Source organism: Dissulfurimicrobium sp. (genome assembly GCF_049968175.1).
Lineage (GTDB): Bacteria > Desulfobacterota > Dissulfuribacteria > Dissulfuribacterales > Sh68 > Dissulfurimicrobium > Dissulfurimicrobium hydrothermale.
The window spans coordinates 26,937-47,055 of record NZ_JBMFRG010000005.1 but is presented as its reverse complement, the minus strand read 5'-3'; the positions used below and the strand labels follow the sequence as shown (position 1 = coordinate 47,055).

The window sequence follows — 20,119 nt, the reverse complement described above, 5'->3', positions numbered from 1 at the left end:
CGCTTTCAAGGGTCACCTCTGGCCCTATGACAGAATAAGGCCCGACCTTCACCCCCTCGCCTATTGCGCCTGTCCTGACTATAGCTGAGGGGTGAATAAAGACATCTTCATCCAATATATCCATATTTTTATCAGGCTCTTCCTTTTAGTTTATCGGGCAATCCGTCGGACATGGATGCAATTAATTGGGCCTCTACGGCCAATTCCCCGCCGACAGTGGCCTTGCCAGCCATCTTCCAGATTGAGGCCTTGTGTTTCAAGAGCGTAAGCTCCATTATAAGCTGATCCCCAGGGATCACGGGCCTTCTGAACCTTACCTCATCCAATCCTGCAAACAGGACAAATTTATCATTGAGCCCGGCCTGGTCGCTGGCCTTTGCAAATATAATCCCCGTCTGGGCCATGGCCTCAAGGATCAAGACACCAGGCATTATGGGAAACCCGGGAAAATGACCTTGAAAAAAAGGCTCATTCATGGTCACGTTTTTGAGCCCGGTTATAGATTTGCCTGGTTCCAGACTCAATATCCGATCAACCAGCAAAAAGGGATACCTGTGAGGCAAAAAAGACATGATATCATCCATATCAAACCGTCCTTGGCTATGCATCATCCTGACCCCCTGTATCCATGACCGTGCGATCATCACGGCCTGTCTCTAGACCTTCCTTGAGCCGCCTTATCTCCTTCTCCATCTCAGGCAGCCTTTTCAAGACATTCATCACCCTCAGCCACTGCTTATGGGGTATGGCTGGTATACCCGAGACCGCTTCGCCGGCAGGCACGCTCTTTGCGACACCGGACATCGCTCCCACCTTCACACCATCACCGAGCTCTATGTGACCCAAGATACCGGCATGTCCCCCGAGCATGACCCCCGAGCCAAGCCTGGCACTGCCGGCAATCCCCACCTGTGCCACAATTACAGCGCCAGGACCTATGGTCACGTTGTGGCCGATCTGAACAAGGTTGTCGATCTTTGTACCACGCCCTATCCTAGTCTCGCCGAATGTAGCACGGTCTATAGTTACGTTAGCCCCTATCTCAACGTCATCTTCTATGACCACGATGCCGATCTGCGGTATCTTGACCGATTCGTCACCGCGCCTTGCATAACCGAATCCGTCACTCCCTATTACAGCCCCCGCATGTATAGTCACCCTCTTCCCTATGCGGCATCCCTTATAAATCACCACATTAGGATATATGACACAACCTTCACCTATAGCCGCATCATCACCGATATAGACACCTGGATAGATCGTGACATAAGGCCCGATCACAACCCTGTCGCCAATATAGGCGTGGGCATGTATGCTTATATTATCCGATATCGAACAACCAGTGCCAATGCGGGCGTCGGCGTTTATTCCGGTTGCCTCAAATTCCTTTTTGTTGAAAAGCGATGCAACAATCGCACAAGCAAGATAGGGATCTCTGACTAAGACAGCCGGCCTGTCAATGGACAGCGGCCATTTTTCAGGCAGGATAAGCGCCCCTGCACTGCTTCGCCTCACATCTTCCTCAAGATAAGTACCTACTGCAAAGCTTATTTCATCAGGTCCAGCCAGATCCAATGACCGGATACCCCTGATCTCCAGCCTGCCTGATCCAACCAAGCGCCCGTCTACAGCCGAGGCTATATCTTTTAATTTAATGGTCCTGGTGCCCATGAAACCACCGTATTTAAAACACCCCACCCATCCTGAACTCCAGGTTGCTGCTGCTGTCCCCTGGTTTTTTGTCCAAGTTGTAACCCCATTCAATCCTGAGTGGACCCATAGGAGAAAGCCACCTTATGCCGAAACCGACCGATTTCCTCAGATCTGATAGGTCGTATGCATTGTGACTGTTCCAGACGTTGCCTGCGTCAAAGAACGTGACCCCGTTGAGACCCATATCCTTTACAATGGGGAAGATGGCCTCAAATTGCGCAAAACCCATATAGTCGCCGCCGATCCTCTCACCGGTATTGGGGTCTATAGGGCTTACATATTCATATTTATAACCCCTTATGGTATCTATGCCACCCAAAAAGAATCTTTCATAGATTGGGAGCTTGCCGCCGGAACTCTGTGTTACATACCCCGCGCCCCCCCTTATATGGCCGACGAGCTGCTTCCAAATAGGATGATAGTAGCTTGCAACCCCTTCCGTCTTTACAAAGGCACTGTCCCCACCGAGGAGGCCGCCTGCGTATTCCACGGAGATCGAATTGTTCCAGCCTCTTGACGGGAAATAAAAATCGTTGCGCGTATCATAGCCAAAGCCGAGACTTATGGACCTCGTGGCCTTTATGTCTATAGAATCCCGGATGATCTGTGAGGCGTTGGCTGAAACATGGGAAAGGGTGGTGTTGTCCCCCCTCAGACCAACAAATACCCTGAGTTCGTCTGTAAGCGGATACCCTACGCGCACTGTCGCGCCGGTGCTGTCTTTTGTATAATCGGCATAATTCACCTGCCAATTGTAGATATCGGTCCCGAAGGACCACCTAGTGTCAAAAAGATACGGCTCAATGAAACTCAACGCAAAACGGTTGGTCACAGAACCTAATATGCCTTTGAAGGACAACGTCTGGCCCTTACCTAGGAAGTTTCTCTGGCTTATCTCGCCCATGAACATGAGTTTATCCACGGAACTATAGCCTGCACCGATACTGAAGGTGCCGGTAGGTCTCTCCTTCACCTTGACGTCCAGGTTCATCGTGTCTTCACTATCCCCCTTGCTGGGAATGAGGCTCACATCTTCAAAATATCCAAGCCTATTTAACCTGTCCTTGCTCTTTTTAAGGCCTGTGGCGCTGAATGCATCAAGCTCCTTCACCCTGAGCTCACGTCTTATCACCTTATCCCTCGTCCTGGTATTGCCAGTTATCTCGATACGTCCGAATTTCACCTTCGGCCCCTTGTTCACCACGAGGGTGATATTCACGACCTTCTTCTTGGGATCTTTTGTTATCTTAGGCGTTATGTCAGCATAGGCAAACCCCTGATCAGCATAAAGATCCGTAAGCTTTAGGATGTCCTGTCTCAGGACCTCCTGGCTGAATACCGATCTGCCCTTTATCTGCATATCGGCAAGGAGTTTTTTTGGATCGTGGAAATAATCCTCTTCTATCTCGATGTTTCCGACCCCGTATCTATCCCCTTCTTCTATTGGAATGGTTATATAGATGTCAGCGCCCTTCCTTGTCACAACCGGCTGACCCACCACTGCATCAACATAACCGTGGTTGTGATAAAAGGCGGCGATCCTGCCTACATCCCTGTCGAGGGCGTCGAATTTCAAAACCCCCTCCTCCCCTTTGATATAAGCCATTATATTTTTAATGCTGGGGTACCAAAACGGCTTCTTTTCCGAGGTCTCCATGAGACCCCTTAATTCTTTGCTTGAAAAGGCCTTATTGCCCTGGAATTTAATGGACTTTATCCTGGCCTTCTGACCCTCTGTGACATCAAAGATGACATCCGCAGCCTCGCCGGATACATTCCCAACCGAGACACCCACCTCTGTACCCAGATAACCCTTGTCTTCATATAAGGCCTTTATCTTCTGGGCCGCCTCCTGGAGGGCCTTTTCATTTATGACAGTATAGGGTTTTAGGCCTATCGTCTCCTTGATCTTGTCGTCCTTGATGTTCTTGTTGCCCTTTATCTTGATATCACGGATCGCTGGCTTCTCTTTCAGCAGAAAGGTGACGATCTTGCCTTTTGGACCGTCTTTTACATCGACCTGGACATCATCAAAATAACCCATCTTATAGATGGCCTTTATGTCGGATGAAATCCTCTGTGGGTCAAAAGGCTCACCGGCCTTGGTGGTTATGGAATCCCTGATTGCGTCGGTATCCACCCGCCTATTGCCGCTTATCAGGACCTGCCCGACCTTTGCAGGGGCTGCAAAGACCTCATTTATACGCCTCTCCGCCTGATCCAGCATACTGCTCATATCTTCCCGTCCACCCTGTACATATAGAGGCACAGGACTTGCCGCCGGATCTTTGAGGTCAAGCACACGCATGTCAAGACTGACCCTGCCTCCAAGCAGGCTTACACTTCCCCATACAGCAAATCTTGCATCCTTAGCCTTCGCCTCCTTTGCTATCCCGGTGACGCTGGCACCTGCCCCGGCACCACGCCCCTCGACAATAGAGTTTCCGGAAGAGCTGAACCTCCTCACCATGCCTTCCGTGACCTCATCCGCCAGACTCGAGCTCTCCTCTGGTCCGAAATATAAGAACCTCAGAAAGAACACCTTTTGAGATGCAGCCGCTGCCCCAGATGCCATGAAAACAGGGAGCAAAAAGGCCTGGAACATAATAAGACATGATATCCAGACCGGGCACACGGCCTTGCAGGTGAAAAACCTGCTGCCAGAAGTTGATAATTTCCCCAGAAAAAATCTTTGCTTGACTGTCATAATCAAAACTCTACCGAAGATTTATAAAATCCGCCCAGATCGCGCCTTCCCGACCCCGAAATCCTTGAGCTCGGAAGATGCCAGTTCGACCAACTTGCCGTCGATCAATCCTAAACACCGTTTCATCCGTATTGCAAGGGCGAGATTGTGCGTCACGATGACCATCGTGGTGTTATACCGGCTGTTCAAAGAAAAAAACAGGTCCGCCAACTTCTCGCCTGTGTGCTCGTCAAGATTGCCGGTGGGCTCATCCGCCAGAAGCAACCTGGGCCGTCTCACCATGGCCCTTGCAAAGGCGATCCTCTGCTGCTCACCGCCTGAAAGCTGTCCTATCTTGAACTCAGCCCTATTCTCAAGGCCTAGCTCCATGAGTATGTCCATTGCCGCCTCCTTTGCCTCTTTTCTATCCACACCAGCCACCAGACACGGCATCATTACATTTTCAACTGCAGTGAACTCCGGAAGCAGATAATGAAACTGAAAGACGAAACCCAACTGTTCATTTCTAAACCTTGAGAGCATGGAATCCTTCCAAGTAAAGACATTTTGCCCGAAATGTAGAACGGCGCCCGAACTGGGGGGCTCAAGCGTGCCTAGTATATGGAGCAATGAGGTCTTACCCACGCCCGATGCCCCGACTACGCCGACCACATCCCCTTCGAATATATCGCAATCGATCTCCTTCAGCACATTTACAACTATGCCGTTGGTCGAATAGATCTTTGAAAGACCTCGAATCGCTATGGCCACACCGGGATAGCGACCATGCAGGCCATTACCGATATCTATCCGCGCTGACATCAGGTAATCGAATCCTTCATGTTGCAGTCGTTGCAGTCCACTGACTCGTCACCGGCCTGCCTTTTCAGGAGTTGGTAATTTCCGCCCTCTATCCTCAGACACATACCTAGGACAATAGCATCAGCCACAGTCTTTCTCGCTGCGGCAAGGATGCGCCCGAATGTCTGCCTGGATACGCCCATCTTTAAGGCCGCCTCCTCCTGATCAAGCCCTTCGACATCGCTCAGACGGATGGCCTCGAGACCCTCAACCGAAAGCACGACCTCCTTGAGATTGCGCATAGGTATGCCGCGCGGCTTGAAATAAACGACCAATGGTTCCTGATTGACGATCCTACATTTGGGCGGTCTGGGCATAATCTCACCTCTGGATCAATCTGTCAAAACCAGTTTCAAGGCCGAAATACACCGCTCATTTTCATACGGCAGGCCTACGGTGATACGTATATGATCTGGGAAGCCGTATGCGGTCATGGCCCTTATGATTACACCCTGCCTCAACATGGCCTCATAGACCATCTTTGCGTCCCGGTGCACATCGACAAGCAGGAAATTGGTATGGCTCGGAAAGACGCGGCAGCCCAGCCCTGCAAGGCGCTCTGCAAGAAAAGACCGCCCGTCTAATGTGATCTTGAGGGTGTTGTTGAAGTGTTCTTTATCGTCAAGGGCCGCAAGCGCCCCTGCCTGGGCAAGGCTGTTGATATTGAACGGCTGCCTCACCCTCTCGATATACCCGGCAAGAACCGGATCCATTATACCATAACCCACACGGAGGCCGGCGAGCCCATAGGCCTTTGAAAACGTCCGGAGTGTAACCACACGGCCGTCGCCTCTTTCGAGATACTCAAGACCGCTCGGCGTCACGCCGCCCTGCACAAACTCCATATAAGCCTCGTCCATGACCACGAGGACCTCGTTCGGAAGGGCGTGAAGAAAGGCATCAAGCTCGCTGCGATAGATGACCGAACCAGTTGGGTTATTGGGATTGTCAAGGAAGATAACGCGCGTCTCCGGCGTGACGGCCGCCCTGATAGCGCCGAGATCGTGACGGCCGTCTCTTAAGGGCACGATGACATTTTTGCCGCCGGCTGCCTGAACCACCTTTGTGTAAACCAGAAAACTCGGGGCGCTGCTTATGACCTCGCACCCGCTACGCACAAAAACCCGTACCAAAAATTCTATCAGCTCATTCGATCCGTTACCCAACACAATCTGCGCAGGCGATACGCCGAATCTTTCTGCAAGGCGGTTTTTGAGATAATAAGAACTGCCGTCGGGATAGCGGTGCAACCTCCCAATGGCCTCTTCAATAGCCTTGAGTGCCTTGGGTGACGGACCCAGAGGGTTTTCGTTCGAAGCGAGTTTTATGGCATCTTTTATGCCGTATTCCCGCTCAAGCTCCTCGATCGGCTTCCCAGGCGTATATGGGACCAGCTCCTTTATGTATCCAGGGATACGAACTCCATCCGTGCATCTCTTATCAGTCATAGAACTCTCAAGGACTCCTCTCCAGCCTTGCATAAAGGGCTATTTCTTCCATGTCAAGCGACTTGTTTTCCTCAGCAGTTATTGCTATATTGAATTTCTTTTCGAGCTCGCAAAGCTCCCCCTTTTTGTTGTTAAACATATAAAACAACACCTTTGAAGGGGCCTCAAACACCAGTTCTTTTATGTCTTCACCTCTATGCGCAACAAGATACGACCTTATGGTCCTCATGTGGGAAAGGGCCAGCGTCTCCACAGACCTCTCGACGCCTCTGCCCTTGCAGTATGGACAAGGATGAAAAGTCACCATCTGGACAGGGGAGCTGATCTTCTGCCTTACAAGCTCCATCAATCCGAAACTGGAGATCTTCGAGATCTCTGTCCTTGCACGATCCCTCTTGAGACACTCCTTCAGGCGCCTTTCAATCTGCTGGCGGTAGCTCCTAGTCCTCATGTCAATAAAATCGATTACAATGATCCCGCCCAGGTCCCTTAATCTGAGCTGCCTCGCTATCTCTTCTGCAGCCTCGATATTTGTCTTGAGGGCGGTATCTTCTATATCCTTCTCCTTTACATTTTTCCCTGAATTGACGTCTATCGAGACCAGGGCCTCCGTAGGCTCTATCACTATATGGCCGCCTGATGGAAGTTCGACCCTTCGTTTGTATATCTCCTCTATCTGAGGCTCGATGCCAAAGGAGGTAAAGATCGGGATGTCTTCCTTGTATAAGAACAGATTAGCCACATGCCTGGGGGAAACGATCTTTAAGAAAGACTTGACTGTGCTGAATACCTGCTGGTTGTCAACCACTATATCTCTTACGTCCGAAGACAGGTAGTCCCTCAGAAACCTGGTAACTATGTCCCTGTCCGTATAAAGAAGCGACGGCGCCTGCGCCGCCCCGGCCTTTTTTCGAAGACTCTGCCACAACCTTAGAAGATAACCAAAATCCCTCCTGATATCCAATTTGGTCGCGCCAGCCGAAACCGTCCTTGCAATGAGCCCAATGCCTTCAGGCCTCTTGAGCTCGCTCAATATCTCCTTAACCCTCTTCCGCTCGGCCTCATCCTCTATCTTTCTTGAGACACCCGACTGATCGGAACCTGGCATGAGCACTAGATATCTGCCAGGGATCGAAAGATAAGTAGTCACCGCGGGACCTTTGACCGGCGTCTCCTCTTTTACTATCTGAACAAGGAATTCTTGGCCCTTTTTCAGTATTTCGGGCAATCTTTCTTTATTATCGGAATAGCCGTAATATTCAGGATGTATCTCATCGAACGGGAGGTAACCGTTCCTGGAAAGCCCGATATCCACAAAGGCGGCCTCAAGTGCAGGTTCTACGTTTACCAGCCTCGCCTTATAGATATTGCCCCTCGTCTGTATGTTTGTAACGGTCTCAAGCTGAAAGGCCTCAAGTCTACCGTTTTCAAGGAGTGCGACACGGCGCTCCTCAGGGGCATCCGCATTTATTACGATCCTGAGTTGCGCCTTTTTGCTGTCGTTTTTTCTCTTTTCCATATGCAAAAACCAGCTCCGATATGACCGACCGGCCTATTCTACACGGTCAGACGGAAAATAAAACGGTCTGCCGCCAAAAATCTTGCATTTTATAGACCCATCTCTCTCCATCCTGCGAAGCGCTTCCTTTAAAATATCCACCCCAGACCTTGTAAGGCTGGAGATATCTTCAATCGTAAGGGGCCTTCTTTTAAGCATCTCCATCAATTCGACCTCAAGGACGCCGCAAACCTCAGGCACACCGCCGCTACCCTTGAAACCGGCGATCACCTCGGCTGTCTCTCCCAATTCTATCTGGATATCTCTAAGCCTCTCCTCTGAGACAGGCCTTGCCCAATGCTCGGCAGGCGGCCTTGAGACGGTATTCAACTGCACCCTGTCCGGCATTATTGATTTTATCACCTCTTTCAGGGCCTCAATATCCTGGGGGCTGTCGTTTATACCCTGCACAAGAAGGACCTCAAGCCACATCCTGCCTGTCATTTCCCTGCGCAATCTGACAAGGCCTTCAACTATGGCCTCAAGCTTCACGCATAAGGCAGGCCTGTTGACCTTCCTGAAATGCCTTGGAATCACGGAATCGAGCGATGGAAGTATTATATCAGCGATCGTGAGATCAGCCCTTACCGCCGGGTCTGAAAGCAGTGTCGCATTGGTCAAAACGGCCACAGGACAGTCTGTAATACCCTTTGCAAAACGCAAAAGCTCGCCAAGCCGCAGATGGAGGGTGGGCTCGCCCGATGCGGTGAATGTGAGCGTGTCGAATTTTATCCCTCCGGAGACCACCGCCTCAAGTTCTTTCTTTATCTCTTCAGCCGGGATATACTCACTGCGCTCGCATGTGTAGCTTGCGCTGCGGCCCAGTTCACAATAAATACAATTTAAATTGCAGGTCTTAAGCGGGAGTATGTCAACCCCCAGGGAAAGACCAAGGCGCCTTGATGGTACAGGACCGAAGCAGTATTTCATAAAAAAATCACCTTGTAATTTCAGGATCTGTCAAACATGAAAACCGGATCACAGTGGACGCGCAAGGACATCGGAGAAATATCCATCGCCCTCCTAATCATCGTCATATCCACCCTCAGGAGCGGACCACCCAAAGAAGCAGCGGTCGATATGCTCCGTCACCTCTGGGCATATGCCATCTATAGCATAGCCACGGTGTTGATAATTATAGGCCTCACAAAAAAGATGTTCAAATATAAACCGACATGGCGGCAGATGGTCAAATGGGCAGTATTCCTAGCAGCCTTTTGCGCGGTAACGCAGTTTATGCACGAGACATTTTTAATGCTGACTGGTCAGGGAATGCCGTGACATGTTCACAAACACCATTCCGTCTTAAACCCCATCTAATCTATCAACCATGGTCCGACATTTATGCCGGAGAGGAAATGGCATCCTCCCTTGAGCTGGACTGCCCCCCAGGGCTATACAACAGCCTTTGATACACCTGGAGTTCCGGCACAGGACAAAAGGCAGCCGACCGCTTGCCTCTGCGGAATAGGCGCCCATGGACGGACGCCAGCGGCATATTGTCTTCATGGATGAAAACTTATGCCGCATGGAGCGGCAAGCTGCCAGCCGCCCAGCGTGATGGGAGAGACAAAAAGGCAAGGCGGCCTTTTCATGTAAAGACAGCCCTGCCGGTACACAATCAAAGACCAAGAATAAAGACTACGGGAATATAGTCATGGTCCCGTCGTTTGGATCCGTGGTTATATGGAACTTGTCCAGGAAGGTCATACCCAAAAGGTTTGGGCCAGGCTGGGTCTGGAATACAACCGAAACATTATTTCTTGAAAGCCCCTGCACTGTGATATTCGAGACGGTGCAGATATAACCCTGTACGGTCCCGCCGCCTGCCACTATGCTGGAACTAGGCGTACACTGGGTGGTGTCGGTGAGATTGATGCCTATGTAAGGCGCAATGTTTTGATCAAGCACAACGTAATTCGCCCCGGTATCCACAATAAACTGGACCGCATAGGGGCCGCCGCTGGGGCCACTCACAGTGCCGCCTACCATATAGTGATTGGTGGTCGGGTCCAACGGAATTACAGCATTCTGTCTCCCTGCGCTAAAGGTCTCAGGGATGGACCATGCCGTATCGCCAAGCATACGGTACATGTATTCGCCGCTCAGGGAACCACGCGTCAGTTTAGATATCTGATAGAGATATTCAATCTGCCCGAACGCAGTCGGTTCGTTGAAATATATCTGATACCCGCCTGTCATCTCGCAGCCCTGGGCGTTGAACCTATGGCCCTGTACGGCCAGGGAGTTCGTGCAGACCTGATCGGAAGGGTTGCCGTATGACACATAGAGCTGCTGCCGGCCGTGCGGGTCGTCCCAAATGCCGTTCAAGACGCCACGTTTTTCATACAGAAACAAGGGGTAATTCGTATAGGTGTATGGTTGCCCCTTGTAATATTCTGTAACCGTCCATGTGCCTGTTACGGGCTCGATATGGAGCACATAGTAGAGGAGCTCCCTCCATGAGGAATAATTCTGGATATTGTTCGGGTCCCCGATCAATACATGGATGATCATGTCCCCTTCCATGCCTATGAGCCGCATCCCGGCGCCGAAGCGTATCGGGATGGTGGAGACCACGTCCGTCTGTCCGTAAGGGATGGTGTTATCTGAAGCGCTGCCAGTGAAAGGTATAGCGATGGGCGTATTATGGACATCCGCCGCGTAATAGAGGAGCTGCGCATTATTTACAGGATGACCCCACTGGCTGAAGTAGTAAAACTGCGGGCCGTTTGTCGGGTCATAGCGATAGGCAAAGGTCTGACCAGGGGCAAGGCTTTTGTGTTCAACCAGGACATAGAGCGCGCCTGACAAATCCTTTGTAATCGGAATGTCCAGATTGAGGTCAAGCCAGTCAGAGGTGGTGAGCGTCATGTCGCCCGTGCTGTTTTTAATACTTTGCAGATAGACGGTGACATTGACGGTAGCAGGCGTTCCATTAGGAGTAAGGGAATTGATGGTCCCGCCGGAGCCATCATTTATATAGGTTACGATTTCGTTCGTAAGTGTAATCGTACCAGTAAACCTGGTAACATTATTTGTATCTATACAGGTAGGGACGATGTTACCGCTGCTATTTTTTATACAGTTAGGCACAGTGTTGGAATTTGAACAAATAGGTGCGCTAGTAGTGCTTGCGCCTAAACAGGTGGGAACAAAAGTAGCGCCAGTGCCAGTACTTGAACAGGTAGGGGCAGTGTTTGTGCCTGTTGTGCAAATTGGGGTGCTATTAACAAATGGAAGCTTTGTTAAATCTATTCCAACAGTAAATGTAGCGGGCTGGCCTGGAGTAACAGTAGTACAAGTTCCAGGGCTCACGGTTATCCATGGATCGCTCGTAGATGCAAGGATGCACTCTGTCTGTGTCAGGCTGCCAATATTAGTCGATATGGCTGATGTGGCTGTAACGGTCAAGGTTACAGGGTTAGGGTTTGATAGCTGTTCTTTTGCAATGTAAAATTGCACCTCAGATGGCGACGCAACTACAGATGGCGACGCAGCCACATCCGCCTGTGCGTTTTCATTAAAAATGAGCAGCGACAAAACCGGCAATACCAAGACATAAAATAAAAATCTCCACAGACGACTATACATAATTACGCCCCCCATAATCATTCATAAATAAGCTTGCCCTTCCAAGGACCTTTTAAGACCCTCTCAACGCCGGATTTACGGCCTTTTTCTTTTTCTTCTTGATCTTCTTCTTTGCCTTTGCCTTCGGCTTCGCCTTCTCGAATACAGGCATCTTTGCCGGCTGCTCTATCACAGGGGCCGGTTCAGGGGCTGGCGGCGGCAACGGCTGGACCTCGACTGCTGGTTCAGGCGGAAGCGCCGGCATCCTGTTCAAGGCCACGGCCAGGTCATCAACAAGGGTCTTTGACGCCTCTTCAATGGCGCGGTCTATCTGCACACGCGTTGAAGGGTCGGCCCACATCGAAAGCGGGGTCACTTGCTTTTCCACCCTATCGGCCCAGACAACCTTTCCTGTATAGGCATCTTGAAGGGCCAAACTCACCTGAACCACGCCCTCAGGGAGCCTCCCGCCCTTTGAGGCGAGATATGCAGCCCCTGCGCCGGCCGCACCCCAGGTAGCGGCATTGAGACCACGATAGCCGCTGTATCCACCGCTGTTCCTGGTGACCGCCGTGGCGAAACGCGGATTCGGCCCCCCGACTATCTCCGTCTCCTTGCCCTGGGCATTAAACGGCGTATGCGCCTGACTCCCCAGAAGGGCACCCAATGCCCCGCCTACGGCCATGTCCTGCCAGAGGTCGTAACTCTTCGATTCCGCTATGCCGAACAACCCGTTAGACGTGAAATCGAAGAAAAACGGCAGCACCCCCCTTTGGAGCGGGTTCATGTTATGACCATCTCTGATCTCATATTCAACGATCCTGCCGCGGAGCAGATAGTCGGCCTGGAAGCGGCGGCCTATCTCATTGACGATCTTTTGATTAAGACCTGTGGTGAAAGAGCCGGTCTGTTCTTTTGATATGCGCAAGGCCTCATTTTGTGAGACGATCTTTCCAATCTCATCCTGCATCGCCTCCGACCAGCCAGTCCCCAGCTCCCTTGCTATCATCTTGTAGTCCGACCCAGCGGATGTCTTTATGGGCTTGATCACGCCCAGGTCCACCAGGTTCTGGACCACGTCTTCCTCAAGTGGGGTATAGATCCCATGCGCAGCCAATTGATAAGACAACGCACTGTTCAGTTTCATCTGGCGTCTCAGCGCGTCGTCAGGGGTTGAGCCCTGGGTATAATCAGCCAACGGCAGAAGGACTATGCCTCTCCCCAAGGATCTTGGCGGCGGCTCAGCGCTTTTTATCGGTTCAAAAGGCTCTTTCACTACCTGTCCGCATCCGGAAAGAAATACGGCGGCCAGACAGATAAGGATCAATCTTGAAAAAAGTCCCCTGTGCATTTAACCCTCCTCTTTATCACCCCGGCGTCCGGCGCCGCGCAAAGACCTCAGCCGGAAGCTCTCTAAGAGTTATGGCAATCAACATAATCAATATAGATATCGGTTCTTAAACCATCCGTCTTTAAAATCAATATACTATTTTTATTCAAAAGACAATTTTATGATCTTGTAAAAAAAATCGTCAATGCAAGGCGCGCGGATCCTGGAGAATGAGGCGTACTTCCTGCTGTACGCCTCAGCGACAAAAGATGCAGCACAACACAGCAACAGCACTTGGCGACTTCTTGCGACGCCGTCAATTTTACAAACAGGATATGACAAAAAACGGTCTGAATGGACATCGAATGGATGATCATGGCCTTTTCTTGAAACCGGCTAATTAATGCTTGCATATCAGGACAAATTGGCTACATTTAGACGCCTATTGGAGAGGTGCCCGAGCGGCCGAAGGGGCGCGACTGGAAATCGCGTGTACGCCCAAAAAGGTGTACCGTGGGTTCGAATCCCACCCTCTCCGCCAATAAAACAACCCTTTTCAGCAGTCACCGTCAAGCGGCATCAAGGCCCTTTGACTTGGGCCCCTGTCAATTCCGAACTGATCTTGGCGGCCCTGTCCGTATTCATAAAAGACATGATCTGCGCCACCTTCTTGCTCTTCATGCCCTTTAGAATCTCTATCACGGTTGTGTCGTCCATCTTGTCCAGCATAGCGGCCGCCTTCTGTGGATCCATATAGTTATATACGCCTATCATATGCTGAATGCCTTCTCGGCCCGCATCCTTGAGCATATTGAGCGGCCCTTCGAGGCTTGCCTTGAGCCCTTTTAACTCCTTGATCTTCTCATCAAGCTCATTCTTCTCAAAATCAATATCCTTCGACTCCTTTTCCAGTGCCGCTTGCCTTTCCTTGAGCTCATCCAGACGCGCACGCAGCACCTGCATCACCTCGGGGCGACAACCGGCTCCGCTTGAGGCATTTTGTCCAAGGCCTTGCGGCACCCCACCTCCATCGCCGCTTCCCATTGACAAACCCGCTGGACTGCCAGCAGATCCAGGCACCTGCACCCCACCTCCTTGCACCACAGAAGCAGGCCGGCCTGCCGATTCAACGGCCGAGGCCCTGTCAAACCCAAGACCCACAAGGAAAAAGCCTGTAAGCACAAGCTTCGCCACGCCTGCAATCAACAACAGACGGGTCATGGTATAAATCGGCGCACCCGACTGTTTCTCAGGCCTTGTTTCTGCCATATCTCACCGCCGCCAGGTCATCTGCCTTTTTCTGTTCGGCATTCCGCTCCTGAAGCATGTATGCCGCAAAATCATCCTTTTTAAACCTCTCCACTAATTTTTCTTCCACATGCCGCCTGGCCAGGGCCTCTTTTGCCCGCTGAATGTGCGGTTCAAGCTCCAAAAGCATATTTTCGTACCGGTCTATCTCACTTGTCAGCATCTCGATATAATCTACCTCCAGCCGGTATCTTCCGGCTGGCATGCCCTTTGCAAGACCGGCCTTGGCCTTCAGGTCAGCATCTTCTTTCGCCTTCGACAGGGCAGAGACGGCCGCTTGTGCATCGCGATATTGTTTCAAGAGACGGGCCAGCTCGAACCTGGCGGCCTCCATCTGTCTCTGTCTAAGCCGTAACAACGCCTCGAGGCGAAACCTATAGGCCATACCTCACCCGAACAGACCGATTAAGGCCTGTATGCTTGAATCATAGGGCGCCGGGACGTCAATGTCCTGCATTAAAAACTCCTTGACAGGCCGTATCTTTTCAATGGCGAAATCGATATCTGGATTGGCACCCCTGGTGTACGCGCCAAGGTTGATTATGTCCTCAGCCCTTTGATAGGTCGAGAGCACCTTTATAAGCTCCCGGTGCGCCTCGATCTGTCCTGGCGCAGCAATATCCCGCATAATCCTGCTTACGCTCTGGAGTATATCTATCGCCGGATAATGACCTTGATGGGCAAGCTCCCTTTTCAAAACTATGTGCCCGTCAACAATGGAACGCACCGCATCAGCAATGGGCTCATTCATATCATCGCCCTCGACGAGCACTGTATAGATGCCGGTGATACTGCCTGCACCTCTCTTTCTCCCCGTCCTTTCAAGCAGCCTCGGAAGTTGGGCGAATACGCTCGGCGTATAGCCCCTCGAGGTAGGCGGCTCACCGATGGCAAGCCCGACCTCTCTATACGCCATCGCAAATCGGGTGATCGAGTCCATCATGAGGATGACGTCTTTGCCCTGATCCCTGAAATACTCCGCTATCGAAGTGGCGAGGTAAGCCCCTCTCAATCTGATGAGTGGGGGCTGATCCGATGTAGCAACAACTATCACCGAACGCCTGAGACCCTCTGGTCCAAGGTCCCTCTCAATAAAGTCCCTGAGCTCCCTCCCCCGCTCGCCTATGAGGGCTATTACATTCACGTCGGCCGTCGTATGTCTGGCGATCATGCCCAGGAGGGTGCTTTTACCGACCCCGGAGCCGGCCATTATACCGATACGCTGCCCCTTGCCAAGGGTAAGGCAGGCGTTTATCGCCCTGACCCCTACATCCACAGGCGTATCGATGCGGGGGCGATCGAGCGGATTAAGCGGCTCGCCGTATAGCGGATACAATACATCTGCCCTGATCGATCCCTTGCCGTCTATGACCTCGCCGAGCCCATTCAGCACGCGCCCTATCAATCGAGGACTTACACATGCCTCGGCCCTGTTCGCCTCGACCCATATCCTACCGCCCGGCTCGATCCCCCTCATTTCGCCAAGGGGCATAAGCAATGTACGGCCTTGTCTAAACCCGACCACTTCGGCAGGCAGACGCCCCCCGTCTTCAACATCCACCCGGCAAATCGCACCAACCGGGGCGCCAGGCCCCTTACCTTCAAGGACAAGGCCGATAACCTGGTTGATTAGACCGCAAGAGCGCACCGATCTCACCTTTCTTGCTGCATCTATGTAAGAATCAAGATCAATCCGCATGGCCGTCTCCTGTCCGTCGTCCATCTAGGATCTTCTTGATGGCGTCGGCCACGACCTGCCATTTGCCGTCAACCGTTGCGTCTATGAGTCCGAAATCGGTCTCAATAATACACCCGCCTGGATCTATCCGACTGTCCGGCGTCAAGTTTACCGGATGGCCGCCTGCGATCCTGGCCTCTCTTTCGATAAAATCACTGGCGATCTCGACATCCCTCGGGTTGAGCCTTATATTGAGCGGACTCCCCTCCACAACCTGTTTAAAGGCCTCCTTAAGGCACAAGGCTATTGTTTCCGGTCTGGTCTCTATCTCGCGGTGTATAACGGCCTTTGATATCTCCATGCAGAGCCTGACGAGTTGAGGCTCATATTTGTCAATCACCGCAACCGCCTGCGACTGGATGGCGCTGACAACATCCTTGAGCCTCGCGCATCTGGTCTCATATTGTTTTCTGCCGAGCGCCTCGCCATCCTTTTGACCCTGGGCATAGCCCTGGTTATAGGCCTCGGTCTCTATATCAGCGGCCATTTTCCTAGCGTTTTCAAGGATGGTCCTCGCCTCTTCTCTAAGGGCCTCAGCCTCAAGCCTTGCGGCCTCAACGTCCCTTTCACATTCAAGATCCCCACGCCCAAACCCGACGCTAGGGTTGGAATGGGTACCCTCTTGCGCCAACGGCGCCGCATCAACTCCTTCCCGACCGGCGCCGACAAGCTCACAAAATGGACTGAAGGCACCGCCAGCGTCATTTGGCGTCTGTATGCCCTTTGAGCGCAACAGAGACATCTCATGCAAACCCGCCTTCTGCCGCTCCTTGGCCTTGATCACCCTAGACAAGGACGTCTTCCCCTCCCTTTGCGCTCAAGACTATCTTGCCTTCACTCTCAAGCCTTTTTGCCACCTTCAGGATGGCCTGCTGGTTCTTCTCCACATCCCTCAGCCTCACCGGACCCATTACCTCAAGGTCTTCCTTAAGCAAGGCACCAGCCCTCTCCGACATGTTCTTGAAAAATTTGGCCTTCAGATCGTCCGAGGCAACCTTAAGGGCAAATTTGAGCTCATCCATGCTCACCTCTTTAAGTATCATGATGATGGCCGCGTCATCGACATTTATGAGGTCCTCGAACTTAAACATCAGCTTCTTGATCTCCTCGGCCAAAGGCTCAGACGCAGCCTCTATCTTCTCAAGCAAGGTGTCTTCCATCTGCCTGTCGAGGTTGTTGAGTATATCGGCGACCTTAGCCACCCCGCCTACCTTCTTGGCATCACTCATCTCTACAGAAAAGAGCTCCTCCTCAAGGACCTTGTCTATCTCTGCCACTATATCAGGGCTGATCTTGTCAAGTTTGGCGATCCGCATTATGACGTCGGCCTGCAGATTCTCAGGAAGCTCACGCAATATGGCGGCCGTCTGGGAGGAATCGAGGTGTGCCAGGATGACAGCAATGGTCTGCGGGTGCTCGTTTCTGAGGAAGGCGACGATCGCCTTTGGCTCAAGGTGTGAAAGCTTTTGAAACGTAGAGGGATGGAGCTGCCTGACGATCTCTTCGTAGATCTTTTGCGCCTGCTCATAGGGCATTGAAGAAAACAGGACCTTTTTCAAGAAGTCCTCCACAGGCACCGCCACCTCGCCGTGGACAAGCCCCATCTTCTCCTGCACCTCATTCATCACCTTCTCGACCGCGTCCCCAGGGATATTCTGTATCTGCGCCATAAGGCGAGAAACCCTTCGGATCTCATCCTCGTGGAGGTGTTTAAACACCTCGGCCGCAAACTCCTCCCCCATTGCAAGGAGAAATATAGCGGCCTTGACGGCACCTGCCGGATTGCTCAGGTCTATCTGATTGGAATCCGACGTCTTGCTAGGCATTTTTTGTACCACCCGCCTCAGCTTTCTCTCTCAGCCATATCTTTACCAAAGCGGCCGCCCTTTCAGGATATGCATGCGCCATCTCCCTCAATCTCTCTCTAGCGTCTGGTATCGGATGGATGACCGGCGGTGGTGGAAACTCAAACTCCCCTTCTCCAGTCTCACCCTCGCCCGTGCGTGCACCAGACGGAACGGCCTCCGCCTCTTCCTTGCCGCGGGGTTTGAGGACGTAGCGATTGAACAGCGGGCGCAACACAAATACAATGAAGAGGACAGCTAAGATAATATTCATGAAAGGCGTCGCAAAGTACGAGGCCAGCTCGAACAACTTCGACGGGGCCTTTCCTTCGGGCTGCTGGGCCTTGAACGGCACGTTGACAACACTTACTTCGTCCCCACGTTTGGGATCAAATCCAATGGCGGCCTTTACGATACGATCGAGATTGGCCAACTCCTCCTGAGACCTCGGCGTATACACAAGCTCCTTGCCCTTTGGAAGGTAAGAACCATCGACCATGACGGCGACCGATATCTTTTTGAGCTTGCCAATGGAGGCGTTTATCTGTCTCTGTATCCTAGTGATCTCATAATTTGAGGTATCCTGGGTCTTTTGTCTGATCAAGGCGGGAGGCGCGCCACCGGCGCCAGTATTGGTCGCGGCAGGGCCTGTGACGTTGCCCTGCAGCTTGTCCGCAAGCCCCCCCTTTACGCCAGCCACGCCGCCAGCATTTTCTTGCGACGTATCTATCTCGCTGATCTTTTGTTCACTTCGTACCGCCGTCTGATCAGGGTCGTAGCGGTCCTCACTTGTCTGGACCTGGTCAAAATCTACATCAGTCGCAACCCTCACGACGGCCTTGTTAGGCCCCAAAACATCTTCCAGCATGCTTTGAATCTTATGCCTGTAGTAATCTTCCAGTTTTTTCTGATATGCAAGCTGGGTATTCGTCATCAAAGACTGGTCGTTTTCCTGATCTTTACTGTCATAAAGCACGCCTCCATCTGTATCGACCACAGACACGTTCTCTTTCTTAAGCCTTGGGACGGCGCTAGCCACCAGATGGACTATACCCTTTATCTGATTTCTGGAAAGCTCTTCGCCTGGTTTCAGTTGGAGCACAACAGAGGCCGTTGGTTCCTTTTTCTCGCTTGTAAAAAGCGATTCCTGCGGCAGGGCCAACAGTACCCTTACGCTGCGTATCTGAAGAAACCTCGAGATGGTCTTTTCAAGCTCCCCTTGAAGCGCCCGTTGGTAATTCACATGCTGCACAAAATCAGTGACGCCGAGGTTGGTCAGATCAAATATCTCGAAACCTACACTTCCCCTCGGAAGCCCGGCGCCAGCCAAAGACAGCCTTACATCATAGACCTTTTCCTCTGGAACACGTATGGCGGTGCCGTCGTTATACAACTGATAGGGCACGGATTCCTTCTTCAGCCATGCGGTAATCTCAGCTGCATCCTGGGGTGAGAGATCAGAGTAGAGCGGTTTGTAGACAGGGCGGTTTGCAATAAAAAAGATGACCCCGAAGACCGCAAACGCCAAGGCGACAACACTCGCAGCGACAACCTTCTGGCGCAGTGTCAGGTTCTGAGAAAGTTTTTTTATCTGTTCAAGCGCCTCCTGGGGAGTAGGCATATCAACCCTCACATTTCATCTGTGAATTCATAAACATACATCTGAAATATCCCCCTCGCCCTGCCCCCCCTCTCTCGCAAGGCGAGGGGGAAGTTCTTCACTGATTACCCTAGAACTGCATCCTCATTACCTCTTCATATGCAGAAATGATCTTATTCCGCATTTGCACGAGGAGATTAAACGAGATGTCGGCCTTGGCTGCGCTTATCATTACCTGTGCCGTATCCACAGGCTGACCGGCTGCACTCAGTTCCGCGAGCTCTTGTGCGCGGACCATATCGCTATTTACGCCCTCGACGGCCTTGGTCAAGATATCGCCAAATCCACCGCGTCTCTGCGTACCGTTTTCCCCGTTTCCAATCCCCGATGCGCCCTTATTGCCACCCGTCGACATCTCGGCAGGACCGCTTATTTTCATTGCAACCTCCCTCCTTACTTG

20 protein-coding genes, 1 tRNA gene and 1 pseudogene are annotated in these 20,119 nt (G+C 51.8%); 4 read left to right on the top strand and 18 right to left on the bottom strand.

Annotated elements, in window-relative coordinates; genetic code table 11:
• From ACP5SG_RS01255 to ACP5SG_RS01215, 9 genes and pseudogenes are all read right to left on the bottom strand, one after another.
• Positions 1 to 124 (bottom strand): annotated as a pseudogene (locus ACP5SG_RS01255) (acyl-ACP--UDP-N-acetylglucosamine O-acyltransferase); the annotation flags it as partial.
• A gap of 7 nt (positions 125 to 131) precedes the next feature.
• Positions 132 to 611 (bottom strand): 3-hydroxyacyl-ACP dehydratase FabZ, encoded by a 480-nt coding sequence (gene fabZ, locus ACP5SG_RS01250; RefSeq protein ID WP_424661698.1) that lies wholly within the window; start codon positions 609 to 611, stop codon positions 132 to 134.
• Complete coding sequence (gene lpxD, locus ACP5SG_RS01245) at positions 601 to 1,698, bottom strand: UDP-3-O-(3-hydroxymyristoyl)glucosamine N-acyltransferase (protein WP_237888692.1); 1,098 nt, start codon at positions 1,696 to 1,698, stop codon at positions 601 to 603. Before lpxD ends, fabZ begins: the two co-directional genes overlap by 11 nt.
• Entirely contained in the window at positions 1,685 to 4,318 is a 2,634-nt protein-coding gene (bamA, locus tag ACP5SG_RS01240) for an outer membrane protein assembly factor BamA (RefSeq protein WP_428121233.1), read from the bottom strand. Before bamA ends, lpxD begins: the two co-directional genes overlap by 14 nt.
• Positions 4,319 to 4,441: 123 nt before the next feature.
• Positions 4,442 to 5,221 carry an ABC transporter ATP-binding protein gene (locus tag ACP5SG_RS01235; RefSeq protein ID WP_237888694.1) on the bottom strand — a complete coding sequence of 260 codons (780 nt, stop codon included), beginning with the start codon at positions 5,219 to 5,221 and terminating at the stop codon, positions 4,442 to 4,444.
• Positions 5,221 to 5,577, bottom strand: coding sequence for a DUF134 domain-containing protein (locus tag ACP5SG_RS01230; RefSeq protein WP_237888695.1), 357 nt, complete (start codon positions 5,575 to 5,577; stop codon positions 5,221 to 5,223). Before ACP5SG_RS01230 ends, ACP5SG_RS01235 begins: the two co-directional genes overlap by 1 nt.
• Before the next feature lie 15 nt (positions 5,578 to 5,592).
• Positions 5,593 to 6,708, bottom strand: coding sequence for a histidinol-phosphate transaminase (gene hisC, locus ACP5SG_RS01225; RefSeq protein WP_237888696.1), 1,116 nt, complete (start codon positions 6,706 to 6,708; stop codon positions 5,593 to 5,595).
• Positions 6,709 to 6,715: 7 nt separating this feature from the next.
• Positions 6,716 to 8,227: an Rne/Rng family ribonuclease gene (locus tag ACP5SG_RS01220; RefSeq protein WP_424661586.1), complete on the bottom strand. Its 1,512-nt coding sequence runs from the start codon at positions 8,225 to 8,227 to the stop codon at positions 6,716 to 6,718.
• Positions 8,228 to 8,260: 33 nt separating this feature from the next.
• Positions 8,261 to 9,196 carry a radical SAM protein gene (locus tag ACP5SG_RS01215; protein WP_237888698.1) on the bottom strand — a complete coding sequence of 312 codons (936 nt, stop codon included), beginning with the start codon at positions 9,194 to 9,196 and terminating at the stop codon, positions 8,261 to 8,263.
• A gap of 36 nt (positions 9,197 to 9,232) precedes the next feature.
• On the opposite strand from ACP5SG_RS01215, the gene ACP5SG_RS01210 reads away from it, so the two are divergent.
• Positions 9,233 to 9,547 (top strand): hypothetical protein, encoded by a 315-nt coding sequence (locus ACP5SG_RS01210; RefSeq protein ID WP_237888699.1) that lies wholly within the window; start codon positions 9,233 to 9,235, stop codon positions 9,545 to 9,547.
• A gap of 173 nt (positions 9,548 to 9,720) precedes the next feature.
• Complete coding sequence (locus ACP5SG_RS01205) at positions 9,721 to 9,921, top strand: hypothetical protein (RefSeq protein ID WP_424661587.1); 201 nt, start codon at positions 9,721 to 9,723, stop codon at positions 9,919 to 9,921.
• Here the strand turns inward: ACP5SG_RS01205 and ACP5SG_RS01200 are convergent.
• Positions 9,908 to 11,362 carry a retropepsin-like aspartic protease family protein gene (locus ACP5SG_RS01200; protein ID WP_428121225.1) on the bottom strand — a complete coding sequence of 485 codons (1,455 nt, stop codon included), beginning with the start codon at positions 11,360 to 11,362 and terminating at the stop codon, positions 9,908 to 9,910. The genes ACP5SG_RS01205 and ACP5SG_RS01200 overlap by 14 nt on opposite strands.
• Before the next feature lie 4 nt (positions 11,363 to 11,366).
• Here ACP5SG_RS01200 and ACP5SG_RS01195 point away from each other — a divergent pair, with 4 nt between their 5' ends.
• Positions 11,367 to 11,723, top strand: a complete 357-nt coding sequence (locus ACP5SG_RS01195; protein ID WP_428121222.1) for a hypothetical protein — start codon at positions 11,367 to 11,369, stop codon at positions 11,721 to 11,723.
• A gap of 189 nt (positions 11,724 to 11,912) precedes the next feature.
• On the opposite strand, the gene ACP5SG_RS01190 is transcribed toward ACP5SG_RS01195, so the two are convergent.
• Positions 11,913 to 13,190, bottom strand: a complete 1,278-nt coding sequence (locus ACP5SG_RS01190) for a hypothetical protein (protein ID WP_424661589.1) — start codon at positions 13,188 to 13,190, stop codon at positions 11,913 to 11,915.
• Between the two features lie 426 nt (positions 13,191 to 13,616).
• Between ACP5SG_RS01190 and ACP5SG_RS01185 the strand changes: the two genes are divergently transcribed.
• Positions 13,617 to 13,710: transfer RNA gene (locus ACP5SG_RS01185), tRNA-Ser, on the top strand.
• 38 nt (positions 13,711 to 13,748) lie between these two features.
• On the opposite strand, the gene ACP5SG_RS01180 is transcribed toward ACP5SG_RS01185, so the two are convergent.
• The 7 genes from ACP5SG_RS01180 to fliE form a co-directional block, all read right to left on the bottom strand.
• On the bottom strand, positions 13,749 to 14,438 hold the full coding sequence (locus ACP5SG_RS01180) for a MotE family protein (RefSeq protein WP_237888703.1): 690 nt from the start codon (positions 14,436 to 14,438) through the stop codon (positions 13,749 to 13,751).
• Positions 14,419 to 14,862 (bottom strand): flagellar export protein FliJ, encoded by a 444-nt coding sequence (gene fliJ, locus ACP5SG_RS01175; RefSeq protein WP_424661590.1) that lies wholly within the window; start codon positions 14,860 to 14,862, stop codon positions 14,419 to 14,421. Before fliJ ends, ACP5SG_RS01180 begins: the two co-directional genes overlap by 20 nt.
• A 3-nt stretch (positions 14,863 to 14,865) precedes the next feature.
• Positions 14,866 to 16,200 carry a FliI/YscN family ATPase gene (locus ACP5SG_RS01170; protein WP_424661591.1) on the bottom strand — a complete coding sequence of 445 codons (1,335 nt, stop codon included), beginning with the start codon at positions 16,198 to 16,200 and terminating at the stop codon, positions 14,866 to 14,868.
• Positions 16,166 to 16,999 carry a FliH/SctL family protein gene (locus ACP5SG_RS01165; RefSeq protein WP_237889951.1) on the bottom strand — a complete coding sequence of 278 codons (834 nt, stop codon included), beginning with the start codon at positions 16,997 to 16,999 and terminating at the stop codon, positions 16,166 to 16,168. The genes ACP5SG_RS01170 and ACP5SG_RS01165 overlap by 35 nt, the downstream gene beginning before the upstream one ends.
• A gap of 1 nt (position 17,000) precedes the next feature.
• Positions 17,001 to 18,041, bottom strand: a complete 1,041-nt coding sequence (fliG, locus tag ACP5SG_RS01160) for a flagellar motor switch protein FliG (RefSeq protein ID WP_424661592.1) — start codon at positions 18,039 to 18,041, stop codon at positions 17,001 to 17,003.
• Complete coding sequence (fliF, locus tag ACP5SG_RS01155) at positions 18,034 to 19,680, bottom strand: flagellar basal-body MS-ring/collar protein FliF (RefSeq protein WP_428121216.1); 1,647 nt, start codon at positions 19,678 to 19,680, stop codon at positions 18,034 to 18,036. Before fliF ends, fliG begins: the two co-directional genes overlap by 8 nt.
• 109 nt (positions 19,681 to 19,789) lie before the next feature.
• The gene (gene fliE / locus ACP5SG_RS01150; protein ID WP_237888708.1) at positions 19,790 to 20,098 is read right to left on the bottom strand and encodes a flagellar hook-basal body complex protein FliE; all 309 of its coding nucleotides are present in this window, start codon (positions 20,096 to 20,098) and stop codon (positions 19,790 to 19,792) included.
• Positions 20,099 to 20,119: the final 21 nt, after the last annotated feature.